The sequence below is a fragment of the Streptomyces sp. NPDC091387 genome (assembly GCF_044756945.1).
Classification (GTDB): domain Bacteria; phylum Actinomycetota; class Actinomycetes; order Streptomycetales; family Streptomycetaceae; genus Streptomyces.
Genome location: NZ_JBIVTZ010000014.1, coordinates 46,187 through 62,448, shown reverse-complemented (window position 1 = coordinate 62,448; position 16,262 = coordinate 46,187). Strand labels below are relative to the sequence as shown.

General features: G+C 65.9%; 10 protein-coding genes and 2 pseudogenes. 4 read left to right on the top strand and 8 right to left on the bottom strand.

Going from position 1 to position 16,262, the window contains the following annotated elements:
* Positions 1-23 precede the first annotated feature (23 nt).
* Entirely contained in the window at positions 24-230 is a 207-nt protein-coding gene (locus tag ACIQM0_RS27520) for an integrase (protein ID WP_401291476.1), read from the top strand.
* Between the two features lie 530 nt (positions 231-760).
* On the opposite strand, the gene pglX is transcribed toward ACIQM0_RS27520, so the two are convergent.
* A complete protein-coding gene (gene pglX / locus ACIQM0_RS27515) occupies positions 761-4,318 on the bottom strand; it encodes a BREX-2 system adenine-specific DNA-methyltransferase PglX (protein ID WP_401291474.1) in 3,558 nt (1,185 codons plus the stop codon).
* A gap of 532 nt (positions 4,319-4,850) precedes the next feature.
* Here pglX and ACIQM0_RS27510 point away from each other — a divergent pair.
* From ACIQM0_RS27510 to ACIQM0_RS27500, 3 genes and pseudogenes are all read left to right on the top strand, one after another.
* Positions 4,851-6,356: an ATP-binding protein gene (locus ACIQM0_RS27510; protein WP_401291831.1), complete on the top strand. Its 1,506-nt coding sequence runs from the start codon at positions 4,851-4,853 to the stop codon at positions 6,354-6,356.
* 588 nt (positions 6,357-6,944) lie between these two features.
* The gene (locus ACIQM0_RS27505; RefSeq protein WP_401291471.1) at positions 6,945-7,793 is read left to right on the top strand and encodes a hypothetical protein; all 849 of its coding nucleotides are present in this window, start codon (positions 6,945-6,947) and stop codon (positions 7,791-7,793) included.
* 108 nt (positions 7,794-7,901) lie between these two features.
* Positions 7,902-8,837 (top strand): annotated as a pseudogene (locus tag ACIQM0_RS27500) (tyrosine-type recombinase/integrase); the annotation flags it as partial.
* A gap of 234 nt (positions 8,838-9,071) precedes the next feature.
* Here ACIQM0_RS27500 and ACIQM0_RS27495 read toward each other — a convergent pair.
* The 7 genes and pseudogenes from ACIQM0_RS27495 to ACIQM0_RS27465 form a co-directional block, all read right to left on the bottom strand.
* Entirely contained in the window at positions 9,072-9,446 is a 375-nt protein-coding gene (locus tag ACIQM0_RS27495; RefSeq protein WP_401291468.1) for a hypothetical protein, read from the bottom strand.
* A 29-nt stretch (positions 9,447-9,475) separates the two neighbouring features.
* Complete coding sequence (locus tag ACIQM0_RS27490) at positions 9,476-9,841, bottom strand: hypothetical protein (RefSeq protein ID WP_030595201.1); 366 nt, start codon at positions 9,839-9,841, stop codon at positions 9,476-9,478.
* 29 nt (positions 9,842-9,870) lie between these two features.
* Positions 9,871-10,065, bottom strand: a complete 195-nt coding sequence (locus ACIQM0_RS27485; RefSeq protein ID WP_073874853.1) for a type II toxin-antitoxin system Phd/YefM family antitoxin — start codon at positions 10,063-10,065, stop codon at positions 9,871-9,873.
* Positions 10,066-10,523: 458 nt separating this feature from the next.
* Positions 10,524-11,201 carry a response regulator gene (locus tag ACIQM0_RS27480; protein ID WP_401291464.1) on the bottom strand — a complete coding sequence of 226 codons (678 nt, stop codon included), beginning with the start codon at positions 11,199-11,201 and terminating at the stop codon, positions 10,524-10,526.
* Positions 11,198-12,406, bottom strand: coding sequence for a sensor histidine kinase (locus tag ACIQM0_RS27475; RefSeq protein WP_401291461.1), 1,209 nt, complete (start codon positions 12,404-12,406; stop codon positions 11,198-11,200). Before ACIQM0_RS27475 ends, ACIQM0_RS27480 begins: the two co-directional genes overlap by 4 nt.
* Before the next feature lie 235 nt (positions 12,407-12,641).
* Positions 12,642-14,882 (bottom strand): MMPL family transporter, encoded by a 2,241-nt coding sequence (locus ACIQM0_RS27470; protein WP_401291458.1) that lies wholly within the window; start codon positions 14,880-14,882, stop codon positions 12,642-12,644.
* Positions 14,883-15,183: 301 nt separating this feature from the next.
* Positions 15,184-16,027 (bottom strand): annotated as a pseudogene (locus ACIQM0_RS27465) (helix-turn-helix domain-containing protein).
* Between the last annotated feature and the right edge of the window lie 235 nt (positions 16,028-16,262).

The window sequence follows — 16,262 nt, the reverse complement described above, 5'->3', positions numbered from 1 at the left end:
CCTTCGGCCGGAAATGGTGCAAGGTGCGGAACGCAGCTGTGCTGCCGGACAGCTTCCGGTTCTACGATCTTCGCCACACCTGGCACACGGTTCCGCCCCGTTCCGGGGCGACGCTTAAGGACACCATGGTCCGCGCCGGACAGTCCTCGGAGCGGGCGGCGCTGGTCTATCAGCACTCTGACTACGACCGTCAACGAGAGGTCGCGGCCGGCCTGGATGAGCTGGTGTGAGCCGAGCGGAAGAAGGGCGCCGCGAAGGGGGATGCCGATCCTTCTGGTGCGGACCTGATGCAAGGCGCTAACAGCGGCTGGGCAGCACGAGGGCCCAAGCTGGGGATTGTCTCCCTGACCTGGGCCTTCATCATGGAACGGGTGACGAGAATCGAACTCGCGCTCTGAGCTTGGGAATCACCCTGGACTTCGACCCCCAAATGGCCTCTGACCTGGGGTGATGATTGGATGGGGTGCGCGCGTGTACAGCTTCGGTGAGCCCTCTGATTACCGCTGTTTACCGCCTCTACCGGCACGTTGTGGCACGGGCCTCTGAGTGGAGGGCCAGGAGACAACGGGCAACGGACGCGCAACTTTTCTTCTGCCTGCCTCGGTGACTTCGAGCCTGAGCCGCACGGGGTGACCGTTCCTCGCCCTAGACGCAGCTGGTGAAGCGATGTCGTCCTCCACGACGCCGCGTTCACCGACCGTTATGCCGACGCAGGGCGAGCTGCCGGCCGCCCCCGTATGCCCGATACGTGGCCTCGCCGTCACGATTCTCTTCGCGGTCGTCCTCTTCTTGGAGCGGGAGGCCTCCAGCCGGTGATCTCTTGCTGCGAGGTTCCGAGGCGTACCACGTGGCGACGGAAGGCTTCTTCGTACTTCTGGTAGGAGCCTGATGGCTCGGTGGGCCCGAGGTCTGGTTCGGGCCGCTGTACTCGGCGCAAGACGTCTCGCAGAGCTGCGAGAAGCGGAAACATCGATTCGAGTCCACCGGGGTCGGCATGTGCGCCGGATTCGACCAGATCGAGAAGCACTTGAGCGGTCTCATGGGCGTCCCACCCCGCCCACCCCATGACTGTGGCCGAGGACAGAGGGGAGAAGGGCGGTAGGTAGGACGTGAAACGTTCATTGGGGACGTCGTACTTGCCGCGTCGTTGCCAGTAGGAGGTTTTGACGAAGTCCGCAGACGTGTAGCGAGGCGGTACGACGAGGGTGTCGTCGAGCTGTTCCTGCCGGTCGGCTGTCCCGGCTCCTCCCTGTCCCGACGTCCATTGGCGCTCCCACGCGGCTTCCCAGCCGCTCCGCTTCACCAGGCCGGACTCCTTGTACCGCAGAGGAGGCGCCGCAGGCACGTGTGTGTCACTGAGTAGGCTCTGCACTACGTCCAAGACCTGCGTACCGGGCGAGTAGTGTGCTGCGAGCATGGCGAACTCCGCATCGTTCGCCAGCAACTTGGCCAACCGATCCACGGTGCGAGCGACTGGGCGGCGCACTCCGTCCGTCGTCTCGAACCACAGGTCTGGTCCCTCGCACCGATCGAGCATCCGCTCCCGCAGTCCGGCTTGAAGGAGTTGGTCCCAACCGGGCGTCGACCAACGGCGTTTGTTCTCCGGTCGCTCCAGCAGCCTCAGGTGGGCGTGCTGTTCGATGGCTTCGATGCGGGCTTGTACGAGGTCCCGATACGCGGCCGGCCAGTGTTGGGGGACTTCGGTGATAGGAATCGCTCCGTGACGGTCGAACCACGTCGTGGACACCAGGCCCTCTTGGGCCTTACGGGCCAGAACGATCTCGAACGCTCGCTCGCCCACCATGAGCGGCGGTGACCCGTCCAGCGGAGAGGCCAATTCGCAGTCATCGGGGAGCAATCCGTACGCCTTGTACACCTGCCAGTCGAGCTCTTCCTGTACGGCCACCATCCGAGAACGGGTCGAGGCCCAGCGGTATTCGGCGGAGTCGAGGAATTCTTGGTTGAGAGGTATGCGCGTATCGGCGATCGATGATGACAGCTCTGTGAGGCTGGTCGCCATCGCGTCGAGCGACGCGGCTCGTTCGAGGGGGAGGTGAGCGGGCAGAGGCAGGTCGCGCAGACGCGTCGAGGTGAACTCAAAGATCCTTTCCCACGCCTCGCCGCCCCGGAGCTGGCCGATTCTCGACTCGCCCTTGCTTTGGCTCATTTGCTTGAGCCAAAAGCAAGCGGCCGAGCTGTTGAGCACACCGAGCAATCGGAGATGGTCGACTTCCGAAGCTGCGGGCGAAAGCTTCAGTACGGGCGCCGAGTTCAGCGGGACCAGAGGCTCTCTGAGCAGACTGAAATGAGGGTGGGTCGCTACCCAGGGGAAGGCGATCGACCAAGAATGTACGTTTCGGTTCGAGGCGACCTGGTGCCAGTCGTACCAGGGCGCGGTGGAGTCCTTGATGCCGGGGCGCTCGACCAGCACCGACCAATAGGGTCGCAGACGTCGGTGGTGACCGGGGAAGTGCGACAGATCAACGGTCTTGGGCCGGTCGGAGTTCTCATCCCACGTGCGGGGGAAGAACGCCGCGGATTCGCTGTGTACGGACCAGTCGCGAACGCCGGACCCGGTCAGGACCTGCACACAGGCTCCCTGTTCGGCCCGGGATCGTCGGAACGACTGGCGCGGAGCGCAGAAGATGTCATCGGAGCCCGTAGCGGCTTGATAGCCGATCCGGGCAACGCGTTCACCGAGCCGCTCCCCCTGCTCCATTCGACGTAGCAAATCTCCACTGGTCGGGTCTGTAAGGCTCCAGGGAAAATGGGTCAGCTCGCTTCGTTGCTGGAAGAAGGACCGGGCCCAGCGATCTTCGGCGGCAACGGTCCTGTCTGACATGGCGCGCAGAGATTGCCATACGAGGCCGTCGCTCGCCGCCGCCGGAACCGCAGGCTCACCCTCTTTGCCGACCACCAAGTACACAGGCTGCTGCGGGTCCGGTTCGTGATTGCGCCCGGTGAGAACGACGGTCGGTGTGCCGTGCCCGGGGATATAGGCGCCAGAGGTGTCGATGATCCGGGAGACTTCGACTCTCGACAGCACCTGCTCGACGAGGGGGCGGCCAAACTCTCTTTTCATGAAGGAGTTGGCCGTCAGCAGACCCACGTATCCGCTGTTCCTGCCTTCCGCCGCGAGTCCGAAGGCCCGCTCGATGAAGGGCGCGGTGAGCGCGTACTTGCCTCTGCAACTCACGTAGGCATCGTGGTACACGGTGGAGAGCGACTTGTCCTTGACCGTGAGGTACGAGGGATTCGACACCACAGCGTGATAGGAAGCGCGGCCGAGCAGGTCGTGCCGGCGAGAGTAGTCGGAGAACTCCCCCCTCGGGGGCATCGCGGAGGGTTCCTCCAGGGCGAGTTCCCCCACCTGCGGAGCCCCCCGACCACGGAGCAGGGAGTCCCCCACCGCGACGACCACGGGTACGTCGGGGACCGCGCTCAGACGTCGTTCACCGGTGGCGTTCATGGCCGCTACCAGCAGGCGAAAGCGCGCGATGCTCACCGCACACGGGTTGATGTCCACGCCGTGGACGGACCGCAGTGCTCGGGCAGCCCGCTGCCAGGCGCCCATGCCGGGCTCGGCGTCGGTCCACAGTCGGAAGAGACGGCTGAAGAGGCCCAGCAGGAAGGTGCCTGATCCGCAGGCGGGGTCGACGGCCCGGAACCCAGGCAGACCGGACTCCGCGGCCGCCGGTTCGACTGTGAGATCAAGGATCATGTCGGCCACGAAGTCCGGCGTCACGACCAGCCCGTACGACTTCGTTGCCTGCTCGTCGAGGGCCGAGTAAAGGTCCTGTAGGAATCGTGTGTCGCGCGCCGCATCCGTGAAGTCGTGCTCAAGGAAGCCTGCAGGAGACCTGCGGAGCCAGAACGTCCGGAGAGTTCGAAGAGCCTTACTGCTGGGCGTGATCTTCCACATGGGGTTGCTGTACGGGCTGAGCACCTGCCCCATGACGGGCAGAGAGCGAACCCGGGCGAGCACGTCGAACACAACCTCTCGGGCACGCTCATCCGAGAGAGGCGAACCGTCCTGCGGTTCCTTAACGGCCAGAAGACCGGAAGCGTCGAGCATTCCGTTGTCCTCGCAGAACCTGATCATCGTCAGAGCCAGGAGCCAGGAGGCAGATGCTTGGCCGATCCGCTCGTCCCTCCATGAGCCCCAGGTCGCGGACGTCGTCCCTTCTTTCCTGGCACGTGCGTAGTCGCTCTCAAGGACAGCGGCGGCGGCGCTCTCCTGCGCGCGTTCCCGCAGATCACTCTTCAGGCCCACCATCAGCCCTCGAAGGTCTCGGCAGAGGAGCTCGCTGGAGATCACTGTCAGCTTCCCGTTCAGTCGGCCTATGGCCGCTCCCCCTGGGGGCCGACCCGTTGCGGCGAGATTACCAGCGAGAGATCACCGTAAATACTTGAGAGTGTTAGGCGAACATTCTAGGGTCATGGTGCGGTGGTCGACCGGTTGCCGCGCTGGACTGAGTGATGCGTAGCGAGCGGGCGGGTGTGCCCGGGGCGGGCGGTGCGCCGACGGGTGCACCGCTTCCTCCTCCTGCCGGGTCAACTTTGAGGGAGAGGTACTTCCATGAGTGGTGAGGGTTCAAGTATGAGGCGGCATTGGCTTGCGTTAGTCGGCCTGTGGGCCGCCCTCGGTGCCGTCGTCGCGTTCGCGGTCTTCCGGGAACTGAAGGTGGGGGCGGCGGATTCACTGGCGGCCGGGGGCGGGACCTTCGTAGGGGTCGGGACTCTGGGCTTGACGGTGTGTATGTACCTCTCCATGCGAGAGGATAGAACTTAGGAGTACAGTCCATAGGAGTTCATTCCTAAGGAGTGCCTTCGTGTCCAGTCCCGCGCGCTTGCCCAAGCCGACCCATCTCTTCGACCGGAGCGTCGAGTGGGACGCTCTCGCGGCATTCGTGAGCAGACCCCTGCCGCACGCCATGCTCGGGATCGTCAGCGGCAGGCGGCGGATGGGCAAGACCTACTTGCTGCGCGCCCTGGTGGAGCAACAGGGGGGCTTCTATTTCGGAGCCACGGCGGCGACGGAGACGGAATCACTGCGCCAGTTCGCCGCGGCGCTCGCCGATCACGTGGGATCGCCGGTCCCCTTTGCCTTCGCCACCTGGGACGACGCGATCTCCTACCTGTTCGGGCTGGCCTCGCCGCGAAGTTCTCAGGCGCCACTGCTTGTGGTCATCGATGAATTTCCGTACTTGGCGAAGACCGCTCCGGAGCTTCCGTCGATAATCCAGCGGGAGGTCGACCGGTTCCAGGTTGAGCAGAGCCGTATGCGGCTTCTTCTGTGCGGGTCGGCGATGTCCGTCATGGGCGGACTGCTGGCGAGTACTGCACCCTTGCGAGGGCGGGCTCAACTGGAACTTGTCGTAAGGCCCTTCGGGTACCGGGCGGCGGCTGAATTCTGGGGGGTTGCTGACGACCCCGCGCTCGCGGCCCGTCTCCATGCCGTGCTCGGCGGCACGCCCGCGTACCGCCGGCAGTTCCTCGCGGACGACGTTCCCACCAGGCTGGAGGAGTTCGACGACTGGATCAGCCGTACGGTCCTCTCGCCCTTCAGTCCTCTCTTCCGCGAAGCCCGGTACCTGCTTGCCGAGGAAGCGGACATCCGGGACACGGCCTTGTACCACTCGGTCCTTGCCGCGGTGGCCCAGGGGAATTCCACCCGGGGAGGAATCGCGGGGTACATCGGCCGTAAGTCGGTGGACATCTCACACCCTCTTCACGTCTTGGAGGACAGTCACCTCCTGGCACGGGAAGCGGACATCTTTCGCGCCGGGAAGTCCCAGTACAGAATCACCGAGCCGCTGATCAATTTCTACGAGGCGGTCATGCGGCCCGCCTGGGCACGGCTGGAAAGCGGACAGGCACGAGAGGTATGGGCACAGTCCGCGGAACGCTTCGCGGCACAGGTGGCCGGCCCGCACTTCGAAACGGTGTGCCGTGAGTACATCCTCGGGCCGGGCCGGGCCCTGCTCCGCTCCTCCCTGGGGGAGGTGGGCGGCGGAGTGGTGACGGACCCCGTGGCACGGCGGCAGACGCAGATCGACGTAGCCGTGGTGGAACCCGGGTCCGGGGGCAGCAAACAAGCGGTCCACCTGTTGGGGGAGGCGAAATGGGGCACCGTCATGGGGCTGAGCCACCTGGAGAGGCTTGCTAGCGCACGAGAAGTCCTCACCGCGCGGGGCATGGACACCAGCCACTGCCAGCTGGCCTGCTTCAGTGCGGCAGGCTTCAGCGACTCGTTGCGACGTGAAGTGTCACGTGGAGCACAAGGCGAGGACGGCGTACTGCTCATCGGCCTCGACGAGCTCTACGGCGGGGCGTTCCGGGCACCGCTCCATTGACTGCGCGCCGGACACGGAACGGGCGCACGGTGCCTGATGCGGTCCAGACAACAAAGAACCCCCGGGCCTCTGGCCTGGGGGTTTGCGTTGGAGCGGGTGACGAGAATCGAACTCGCGCTCTGAGCTTGGGAATCAGCGGTTCTTGGGTTGGTAGAGGTGCTCTGAACTGGTGTTTCGCAGAAGACAAGTGGATGGCCTCCGGTCTCTGAGAGCCGTATCCGACCGCTGTTATCCGCTCCGAAGGGCACGGATGGGGCACGGCAGCCGGGAGGGGTGGCCCGCGATGCATGTTCAACGTATGCCGGTGATGTGTGACCTGCTACCCCCTATTACCGACGGTATGACGGGCGTAGGCCGTCGACCCGGACCGTGCCCGCTGCGTAGGCGGGCGGAGCAGATTCTGACAGCCGAAGATGCCGATCAGAGGCGAAGTTAAAGGAGTCAAAAAGCGGCGCTTTTTGCGCAGCAGCGCAGCAGCTAGCGCAAATACAGGTCTAAATTTATCATTTCGATGCAAGTGTGTAAAATGGCGCCTTTGGTCTGGGATCATGCTGTTGTCATACCTATATCGAGAGGTGTAAGCGAAGCATGATTGATCTCCCGGCTCTACCGACCGGACCCAAATACATGACGATTAGTCCAAATATGGCTGAGCTGTGGTTGACCCACTGCAATCCTGCGCATAATCGAGTTCTCTCCGATACCGTCTATGAGCGGTATGCCAAGGCGATGGCGAACGGGGCCTGGAGGACAACGCACCAGGGCATCGCTTTCGATAAAAACGGAATGCTGCTTGATGGGCAACATAGGTTGATGGGTGTCAAGCACTCAGGCGTGTCAGTCGAGATGCTTGTTATTCCCAACTGTGAGGCGGAGACATTCGACGTACTCGACTCAGGGCATCGTCGGCAAGCAGCTCAGCTACTCAAGATCCCCCACCGAGTTATCGTTGCTGCAGCAGCGCGAATCATCGGGCAAATGTATAAAATGTGGGACCCTGTTACCCTCTTTGACGGTTTCTACGACACGAAAGCGCCCACCTCGGATATCTTGAGAGCTGTTGCAGCATGGCCAGAGCTCACGACCATGGCGCCTATTGCTGCGGCATCATATCGAGCCTCCGGGATTAATCAGCCAACTCACTTGGTGGTTCTCGCCCAAGCAGCACGGACCGAGCACGCAGAAAAGATCGAAGATTGGGCTAACGGTCTTATTTCTGGTGCCAATATGGATGCAAAAGATCCTCGCCTCGTGCTTAGGAACCGATTTTTCCGGGATCGCGTTATTCTTGGGACAAGTGGGGGGCGTCGAGCCTCTTATAATTTGATCGCAAAATCTTGGAACAATTGGGCGCAGGGAAAGCTTCTGGGAACTCTTAAGACTCTTGATGGCGAGGGTATTATTCCTGTGGTCGGGACTGAAAAATTCAGACCGTGAATCAAGCTGGCGGGTAATTGGAGTTAACCGCCCCAGCCGCCCGAGGTGTCTCTCTCCCGCTTCATGCCTGCAGAGGCGGGGCGGCCGCAGTGGGTCAGAAGGCATCCCGCGTCGCAAAGAGTTAAGGAATGTCGCCTCTCGCAGACCACGGAGGAGCTGTACCGGCGACTCCTGCGGCTGCACATCCTGCCGGCCTTCGAGGACCTGGACCTCGACCAGATCACGGCACCCCGCGTGCGGTCCTGGCGCTCGGAACGGCTCGACGCCACCGGGGCCGAGACCACCGTCGCCAAGAGCTGTCGGCTCCTCAAGGCCATCCTCGAGACTGCCGTCGAAGACGAGCTGATCCGGCGCAACCCCTGCCGCATCAGGGGCGCCGGAAAGGAGACGGCGGTTGAACGTTCCGCTGCCACCGTCGACCAGGTCGACGCGCTCGCCGATGCCCTCGGCCCCCGCTGGCGGCTGATGGTCTAGCTTGGCGCGTGCAGGCCTCTGCGTCCCGAGGAACAGGCCGAGCTGCGCCGAAAGGACATCGACCTGGACAACCTCACTGTCCGCGTCAGGCAGGCTGCCCCCGGAGCTGACCACGGGCAGGCGGGCGGAAGGGCCTACCAAGTCTGAGGCGGGCAAGCGGCTCGTCGTTCTGCCGGCCTTTCTGCGGACTGTCCTTCTCGGCACCTCGACTGGTACGCCGAGAAGGGCACGGACGGACTGCTGTTCGTGGGGGAGAAGGGAAAGCCGTTCCGCCGGTCCACCTTCGGGCGGAAGTGGCGCGCGGCTCGCTCGAAGGTGGGTCTTCCCGATGGCTTCCGCTTCTACGATCTTCGTCACACCGGGCACACCCTGACGACACGGTCCGGGGCCACGCTGAAGGACACGATGATGCGCGCGGGGCAGTCGACCGAGCGGGCCGCGCTGATCTATCAGCACTCGGACCTTGAGCTGCAGCGTGAGGTGGCGGTCGGCCTCGACCAGCTCGTGCCGGCCCGGCGTGAAGCGGCGGATGACCAGGCACCTGGCACGGATGTGGCACGAGATACCTGAGGTCCAGACAACAAAGAAGCCCCCGGCCGCTGGCCAGGGCCTTCATCATGGAGCGGGTGACGAGAATCGAACTCGCGCTCTGAGCTTGGGAATCAGCGGTTCTTGGGCCTTTGTAGGGGCTCTGAACTGCACTTTCGTGCTGGACGAGGTGTATGGCCACAGTCTCGGGGAGCCGTACCTGACCGCTGTTGTCCGCTCTGCTGGGCACGGATGGGGCACGTCGACGGCGGGTCTTCAGTCTGAGGTTCTGTGCTGGAGCGGGTCACCGAAAACGGAACGGAAGCCATCTGCGCTGCAGACGTTCCGGTGGCGCAGACGTCGGGCCCAGAAGGCTTCGGTGACGACGATCTGCGGGTCGGCGTGACGCCGAATGAAGGTGTAGATGAGCCAGCCGCGTCCGCCGGCCAGGTCCACGATGTGGGGGCCGCCGGGGCTTGTAGAGGCCAGAGGTCGGACGGTCATCCAGTGCGGGAGCGAGGCATCGGCGTCGATTCCCCGGAAGTACGGGTCTTCGGCTGTGATCAGTTCCGTACGGGCACTCATGACCAGGTCACTGCCTTCGGCGGGCATGTTCTGGAAGTCGTGCTGTGCCTGCTTCGTCCAGTCCATTTGTCAAGGCGGCCGGAGTGGTTCGTCGATCACTCTCCGGGCTTCCTCTCAGCGGCTTCGTGCCGGAGGCGGCTGTACTCCTCCAGAAGCCGGATGGACTCCTCGGGGTCCTCGGACTTGGCGGCGCGGGCTTCGAGGTCGCGAAGGTGCGAGTCGAGGACGGGATTCCGGGCGATGGCGTACTGCGTCCACCACAGGCGCATGAAGGCGGGCACGGGGGTGATGTTGAAGGCGTCGCCGATGACGCGCTTCCAGTGCGCCTCAAAGTCCGGGAGGAGGTGTGGAGTGTGTTCCTGAATCGCCAACCGAAGTGCTTGAGGTGTGTGTTCGGGCATGGGCGGCAACCGCAGGGGTTCCCCCTCGTACCCATCGAAGTGGAGTGCGTGGGCGGGCATGGTTCGTGCTCCTTGGTGTGGAGGGTGGGTCAGGCCGCCTCGCGTCGGTCCTCGGGCGACTGGTGCCCGCGGGCCATCTGCTCGAACCACTCGGCCGGCACCAGGTAGGCGACCGTCTTGCCCTTGCGGGTGATGGCGGCGGCCTCGCCGGCGATCCGGGTCCGGTCCAGGATCTCGCCCATCCCCTTGCGAAGGTCGATGGTTGTGTACGTCTTCGTCTCCATATGCTGAAGCATATAGCAACTATCATAGTTGACATACATGCCCGCGGGGTGCCGGCGGCCGGAAGAGCAGACGGCACGTCGGGTGCAGAGCGGGCGCGGGGTGCCTGATCGGGCTTGTGGTAACAAAAAAGCCCGGCCGTCGGCCTGGGGCTTCATGTGGAGCGGGTGACGAGAATCGAACTCGCGCTCTGAGCTTGGGAATCAATGACGGTTACGGGTGCCTCAGTGCTCTGATCAGGTGTTTTGTTGCCTACGGTGGTTATGGAGGCATCTGGATTTGGCCGCTTCTGACCCTGGCGTACCGAGGTGAAGGGCTGGGCCGGGGCTGGTCTGCGACTGAGCGGATATGAACGCGGGGTGGAGTAGGGCCGAGACCCCGAGAGGCACCGCGCGCAACGGGAACGGAGCGGTGTACTCCCGCGAAGGAGCCGGATGCTTTTGCGTAGATCTGCATCCGCTCAGCGTGGTGGGTTGGGCTGGACGAGGCCGCTCCGGTAGGCGATGACGACGAGTTGGGCGCGGTCACGGGCGTGGAGTTTGGTCATGGCGCGGTGGATGTGGGTGCGGACGGTCAGAGGGCTGAGGTGGAGCTGTGCGGCGATCTCGGTGTTGGTGTGGCCTTCGGCGGCCAGCGCCATGACTTCGCGTTCGCGGGCGGTGAGGTGGGCGAGGCTCTCCTCGGCTGCCGGGTAGGTGCTCGACCGGGGAGTGGCGAGGAAACGGGAGATGAGGTTGCGGGTCGCCTGGGGCGAGAGGAGTGCTTCGCCGGCGACGATGGTGCGGATGCCGTGGAGGAGCCCTTCGGCACCGACGTCCTTGCCCAGGAACCCGCTTGCTCCGGCGTAAAGAGCTTGGGCGACGTGCTCTTCGGTATCGAACGTGGTGAGGATGAGGATGCGTGTGGCAGAGAGGTCGGGGTCGGCGCAGATGGTGGCGGTGGCGGTGAGCCCGTCGGTCCCGGGCATGCGGATGTCCATGACGACGATGTCGGGGTGATGGGTGCGGGTGAGCTGGACGGCTTCGTCGCCGTCTGCGGCTTCGCCGACGACTTCCATGTCGGGTCGGGAGTCGATGAGGATCCGGAAGGTTTCGCGCAGGAGGGCCTGGTCGTCGGCGAGTAGAACGCGAATGGTCACGGGGTGTCCTCGGCAGGGGGATGGGAGTACAGGGGCAGTTCGACGGTGACTTCGAAACCGCCGGCAGGCCGACGGCCGGCGTGCAGCTGTCCGCCGACGGACAGTGCGCGTTCCCGTATTCCGATGAGACCGTACCCGGCGCCAGGGGTGCTGTCGGGGCCCGTCCCGTGGTCGGTGACGCTGATCGTGAGCCGGTCGTGGGCGTAGGTGAGAGTGACTTCCGCGGTACTGGTGCGGGCGTGCTTGGCGACGTTGGTGAGGGCTTCCTGCACGATGCGGTACGCGGTGAGCTCCACCCCGGGAGCGAGTGGCCTGGGCTCTCCGTAGGTGGTGAGGGTGACGGTGAGCCCGCCGGCGGAGTGCGCGTCGAGGAGGGCAGGGAGTTGGGCGAGATCCGGGGCCGGCTGGAGGGGCGTGTCAGGTGTGTCGCTTTGGCGCAGGAGTCCGACGGTGGCTTTCATCTCGCGCAGGGCCGCGGTGGTGGTCTCGCCGAGGGCGGTGACCATCTTCTCGGCCTGCTCGGGGTGGCTGCGGATAAGGAGCGCTGCGGTGGTTGCCTGGGCGTTGGCGAGGGCGAGGTGGTGGGCGGAGACGTCGTGGAGTTCGCGGGCGATACGCATGCGTTCCTCGGCGACTCGGTGCCGGGCCTCCTCCTCGCGGTTCCGTTCGGCGTATTCGGCGCGGGCGCGTACCGATTCCAGGTAGGCGGTGCGGAAGCGGGCGTTGGCCCCAAGGGCGGCCGGCAGGAGCAGATACGCGGCGGGCCCGATCACCTTGAGCGCCAGGGATTCGCCGGTGGGCCCACCGATCATGGAGGCGCCGACGACGAGGGCGACAGCTGCGAGGGTGAGGTTTCTGGTTGTTGCGCGGTCGGTGCGTTCGGCCAGTGAGTGGAGCGCAGCCATCAGCGGGGCGAGCAACAGGACAGTCATCACATAGCCGGCCAGGGCCGTACCGGTCGCGCAGAGGATGGCGATGCCGGTGACGAGTGCCGGTCGGGTGCGGTGCCAGAGCAGTGCGGCACAGGAAATGCCGGCCAGGAGGACGCCGATCCACCGGTGCGGTGGTGCCGCGAGGTGGTCGACACCGGCGTAGCTCCCGGGAAAAGCCACGACGAACAGCACCAGGGCCACCGTCGTGTCGACCCCACGAGGGTGACGGCGCAGGTAGCGCTGCCAGGTCGTCATCATCGCGCCTTCTGCCATGTAAGGGGTAGTACGGACACCGGGCCGGTGAAGGAGGGGTGGGGGGGCCCCGCCCGGGGGGGGGGCCCCCCCCCCCCCCCCCCCCCCCGCGGGGGGGCCCCCCCCCCCCCCCCCCCCCCCGGGCCCCCCCCCCCCCCCCCCTCGTGCGGGGGGGGGTGGGGGGGGGGCCCGCGGGGGGGGGGGGGGGGGGGGGCGCCCCGGGGGGGGGGGCCCCCCCCACCCCTCCAGGCTGCCACTAGTGGACGGGGAGACTCGGCCGCTCCGCTTCGCCGGGCGTTGCGGCCGCAGGGCTCGTGTCCCGGGTCAGGGCCTGGCCTTCGACGTCGACGCGGGGCACGATGCGCTCCAGCCAGCGGGGCATCGTCCAGGCACGCTCGCCCAGCAGCGCGAGGACGGCGGGCACGATCGTCATCCGGACGACGAGTGCGTCGAACAGGACGGCGGTGGCGAGGCCGAATCCGATCATCTTGATCATGGGTTCGCTGACGCCGATGAATCCGGAGAACACCGAGATCATGATGACGGCCGCGGCTGCGACCACCCGGGCGCTGTGGTTGAAGCCTGAGACGATCGCCTGACCGGGGCGTTCACCCTTGAGGTGGGCTTCCCGGATGCGGGTGACGAGGAAGACCTGGTAGTCCATGGCGAGGCCGAAGACGATGCCGACCATGACGATCGGCATGGTGTTCATGATCGGGCCGGTCTGATGTACGCCCAGCAGGCCGGCGAGCCATCCCCACTGGAAGACGGCGACGACCGCGCCGAGGGCGGCGAGGACCGACAGCAGGAACCCGAGGGCCGCCTTGAGCGGCACGAGCACGGAGCGGAACACGATCAGGAGCAGGAGGAAGGCCAGGCCCACCACGAGCCCGAGGTAGGGGATGAGGGCGCCTTGGACCTTCTGGTCGCTGTCGATGTTGCCCGCCGTGCTGCCGCTGACCATGAACGTGGCGCCGGTGGTCTTCTCGATAGTGGGGCGGCCGTCGCGCAGGGTGTGGATCAGTTCGCTGGTCCGCTCGTCCTGGGGGTCGGTGGCCGGGGTGACGGAGAAGATCGCGGTGTCACCCGCAGTGTTGAAGCGGGCGTCCGAGATGGATACGACACCGTCGACGGCGCTGATCTCCCGGGCGCTCGCTGCGACCGCACTCTTGGGGTCCTGTGCCGACTTGGCGTCTACGACGATGGTCAGCGGTCCGTTGAATCCCGGGCCGAAGCCGTCGGCCAAGGCGTCGTAGGCGCGGCGTTCGGTGGTCGAGGTCGGCTTGGAGCCGTCACCCGCCGTGCCCAGGTGCAGCTGTGCGGCGGGTAGGGCGATGACGCCCAGGGTCGCCACCCCGGCCAGCAGTACCAGCAGCGGGCGACGGACCACCAGTCGGGCCCACCGGCTGCCCAGGTTCGCCTTCCCTTCCACGGCCCCGGACCGGTCACCACGGCGGGCGGGACGGCGCTGCGAACGCGCCAGAGAGGCGCGGGGGAAGATCCCGAGCAGGGCCGGGACCAGCGTCACCGCGACCAGTACGGACAGCGCGACGGTTCCGGCCGCGGCCAGGCCCATCTGGGTCAGCGTCGGGATGCCGACCACCGACAGCCCCGCCAGGCCGATCACGACGGTCAGACCTGCGAACACCACCGACGAACCGGCTGTGCCCACGGCGACCCCGGCCGCGTCCTGAGGCGCGAGGCCCCGAGCGCGTTCCTCTCGGTAGCGGGAGACGATGAACATCGCGTAGTCGATGCCGACCGCGAGGCCCAGCATCATCGCCAACGTGCTGGTCGCGCTGGACAGGCCCAGTGCGCTGCTGAGGGCCATGATGGTCGCGGCGCCGATCCCGACACCGATCAGCGCGGTCAGCAGCGGCAGGCCGGCGGCGGCCAGCGAGCTGAACGTGATCAGCAGGACCACGGCCGCCACCACGACGCCGACCAGTTCGGTCGCGCCCCCGGAGGGCTGGGTGGCCAGGACCGAACCGCCGACCTCGACCGTCAGTCCCGCATCTCGTCCCTCATCGACGGCCTGCTCCAGGTCCTGCTTCACCGCGTCGTCGACGTCCTTCGCCTTCACCTCGAAGGTCACCGACGCATACGCCGCGGAGCCGCCCTTGCTCACTGTGTCCGTCCCGTATGGATCAGCCGCCCGGATCACTTGGTCGAGCCCACCGACCTTGCCCACAACCTCGGTGACGGCCGCCCGGTTCGCCTGGTCGGTGACCTTCTGACCCTCCGGCGCGACGAACACGAGCTTCGCGCTCGCCCCCTCCGAGGCGGCACTCCCTGTGCTGCCCGCGGGGAAGCGCTCTTCGATGAGGTCGAACGCCCGCTGCGACTCCGTCCCCGGCATCGAGTAGGAAGCATCAGGCGCGGCAGGGGCCAGCGCTGACGCCATCCCCGCCGCGACGAGCGCCACCACCCACACCGCCAGGACATGCCAGCGCCGGCGGAAGGCCAACCGGCCCAAACGATCAAGAAAAGCAGCCACAGGAGGATCTCCACATCCGAACTCGGGGAACCTTTTCACCCTGTCCGACCTGGTATTCCCCGTCGTCGTACAGCTGCCGACAGTTCTCTACTACGTACGCAGTAGGGGCTGCCCCGATGGCGGCCGCTGCTTTAGCAACAGACGGGTGGGTGGACGGTCACCACGTGCTTCAGGCCGCTACCGGTGGCGTCCGGACTCTTGGACCGGTCTTGTGCAGTGCGGCAGACGGCATCGGGCGACGCGGAGCCGAAGCGGCGCGTACGGGCTGGGTGCTACGGAGAACCCTTCCCCGGGTGGCTCGTCAATGCGGGTTCAGCGCGCGTCTGGCCGAGTTGATGATGTTGGGGGCGTCAGCCCCGTACACCGCCGATTCGCGGAGCGTCTTCCAGACCTTCGCGTACAGGGTGACGTTGTCGGCGTCGTCCAGCCACATCTCGGCGTGCCAGTCCTCGGCGACGACGAGGCGGTCGTCGAGGAGCCAGAAGCCGTTGGCCGGCACGATCTTCACGGACGCGGTGAACGGGATGATGCCCAGCTCGACCGTATCCATCCCGATCATGCCCGTGAGGCGGTCGAGCTGCGCGGCCAGGACGGCGGGAGGGCAGATCAGTGAGCGCAGCGCCGCTTCCCACATCAGCACGTGCAGCTTGTGGCCGGGCCGGTACAGCCACTGCTGCCGTCGTACCCGGGAGCGCACCGCATCCTCGATGTCGCCGGGTCCGCCCAGCAGCTCCGCGTAGCGCTGGATGACGTGGCGGGCGTACTCGGGGGTCTGCAGCAGTCCGGCGATCACCGACTCTTTCCCAGACCCATATCTCCGTGGTGCGCTCGATCTCCGCGCTCAGCCCCTCGTGCAGGGGCTTGAAGCCGTTGGCCAGTGCTCTGCGCCAGGATCTGATGTGGGACTCGAACCCGGCGAGCCGGGCGGTGAGCTCGGCGTATACACCTGGCTGCTCGGTGGCGTCGGCTTACGCCCGAAGGTCCTCGGGAGTGGCCGTCTGCCTGCCGTTCTCCAGCTTGCTGACCTTGGATCCTTGCCAGCCCAGCCGCTGGGCGAGCTGCTGACCGGTGAGCCGGCCTCCGGGGCACGAGAAGCGGAGTTCGCGCAGTCGCGCCCCCAGCGCCGCCCGTGCCTGCTGGTCGATGGCGCTGTCCCCGCACCACCTATGTGGTGCGGGGACAGCGCCATGCACAGGGCGTATATGGGAGTTTGGGCATACGGAGGGCACGGCGGCCCCTAGAGGTCTAGACAACGACGAACCCCCAGGTCGATGACCTGGGGGTTCGTGGAAGAGCGGGTGACGAGAATTGAACTCGCGCTCTGAGCTTGGGAATCACCCGGTACTTGGTCCCGTGTATAGCGTCTGACCTGTGGGAACG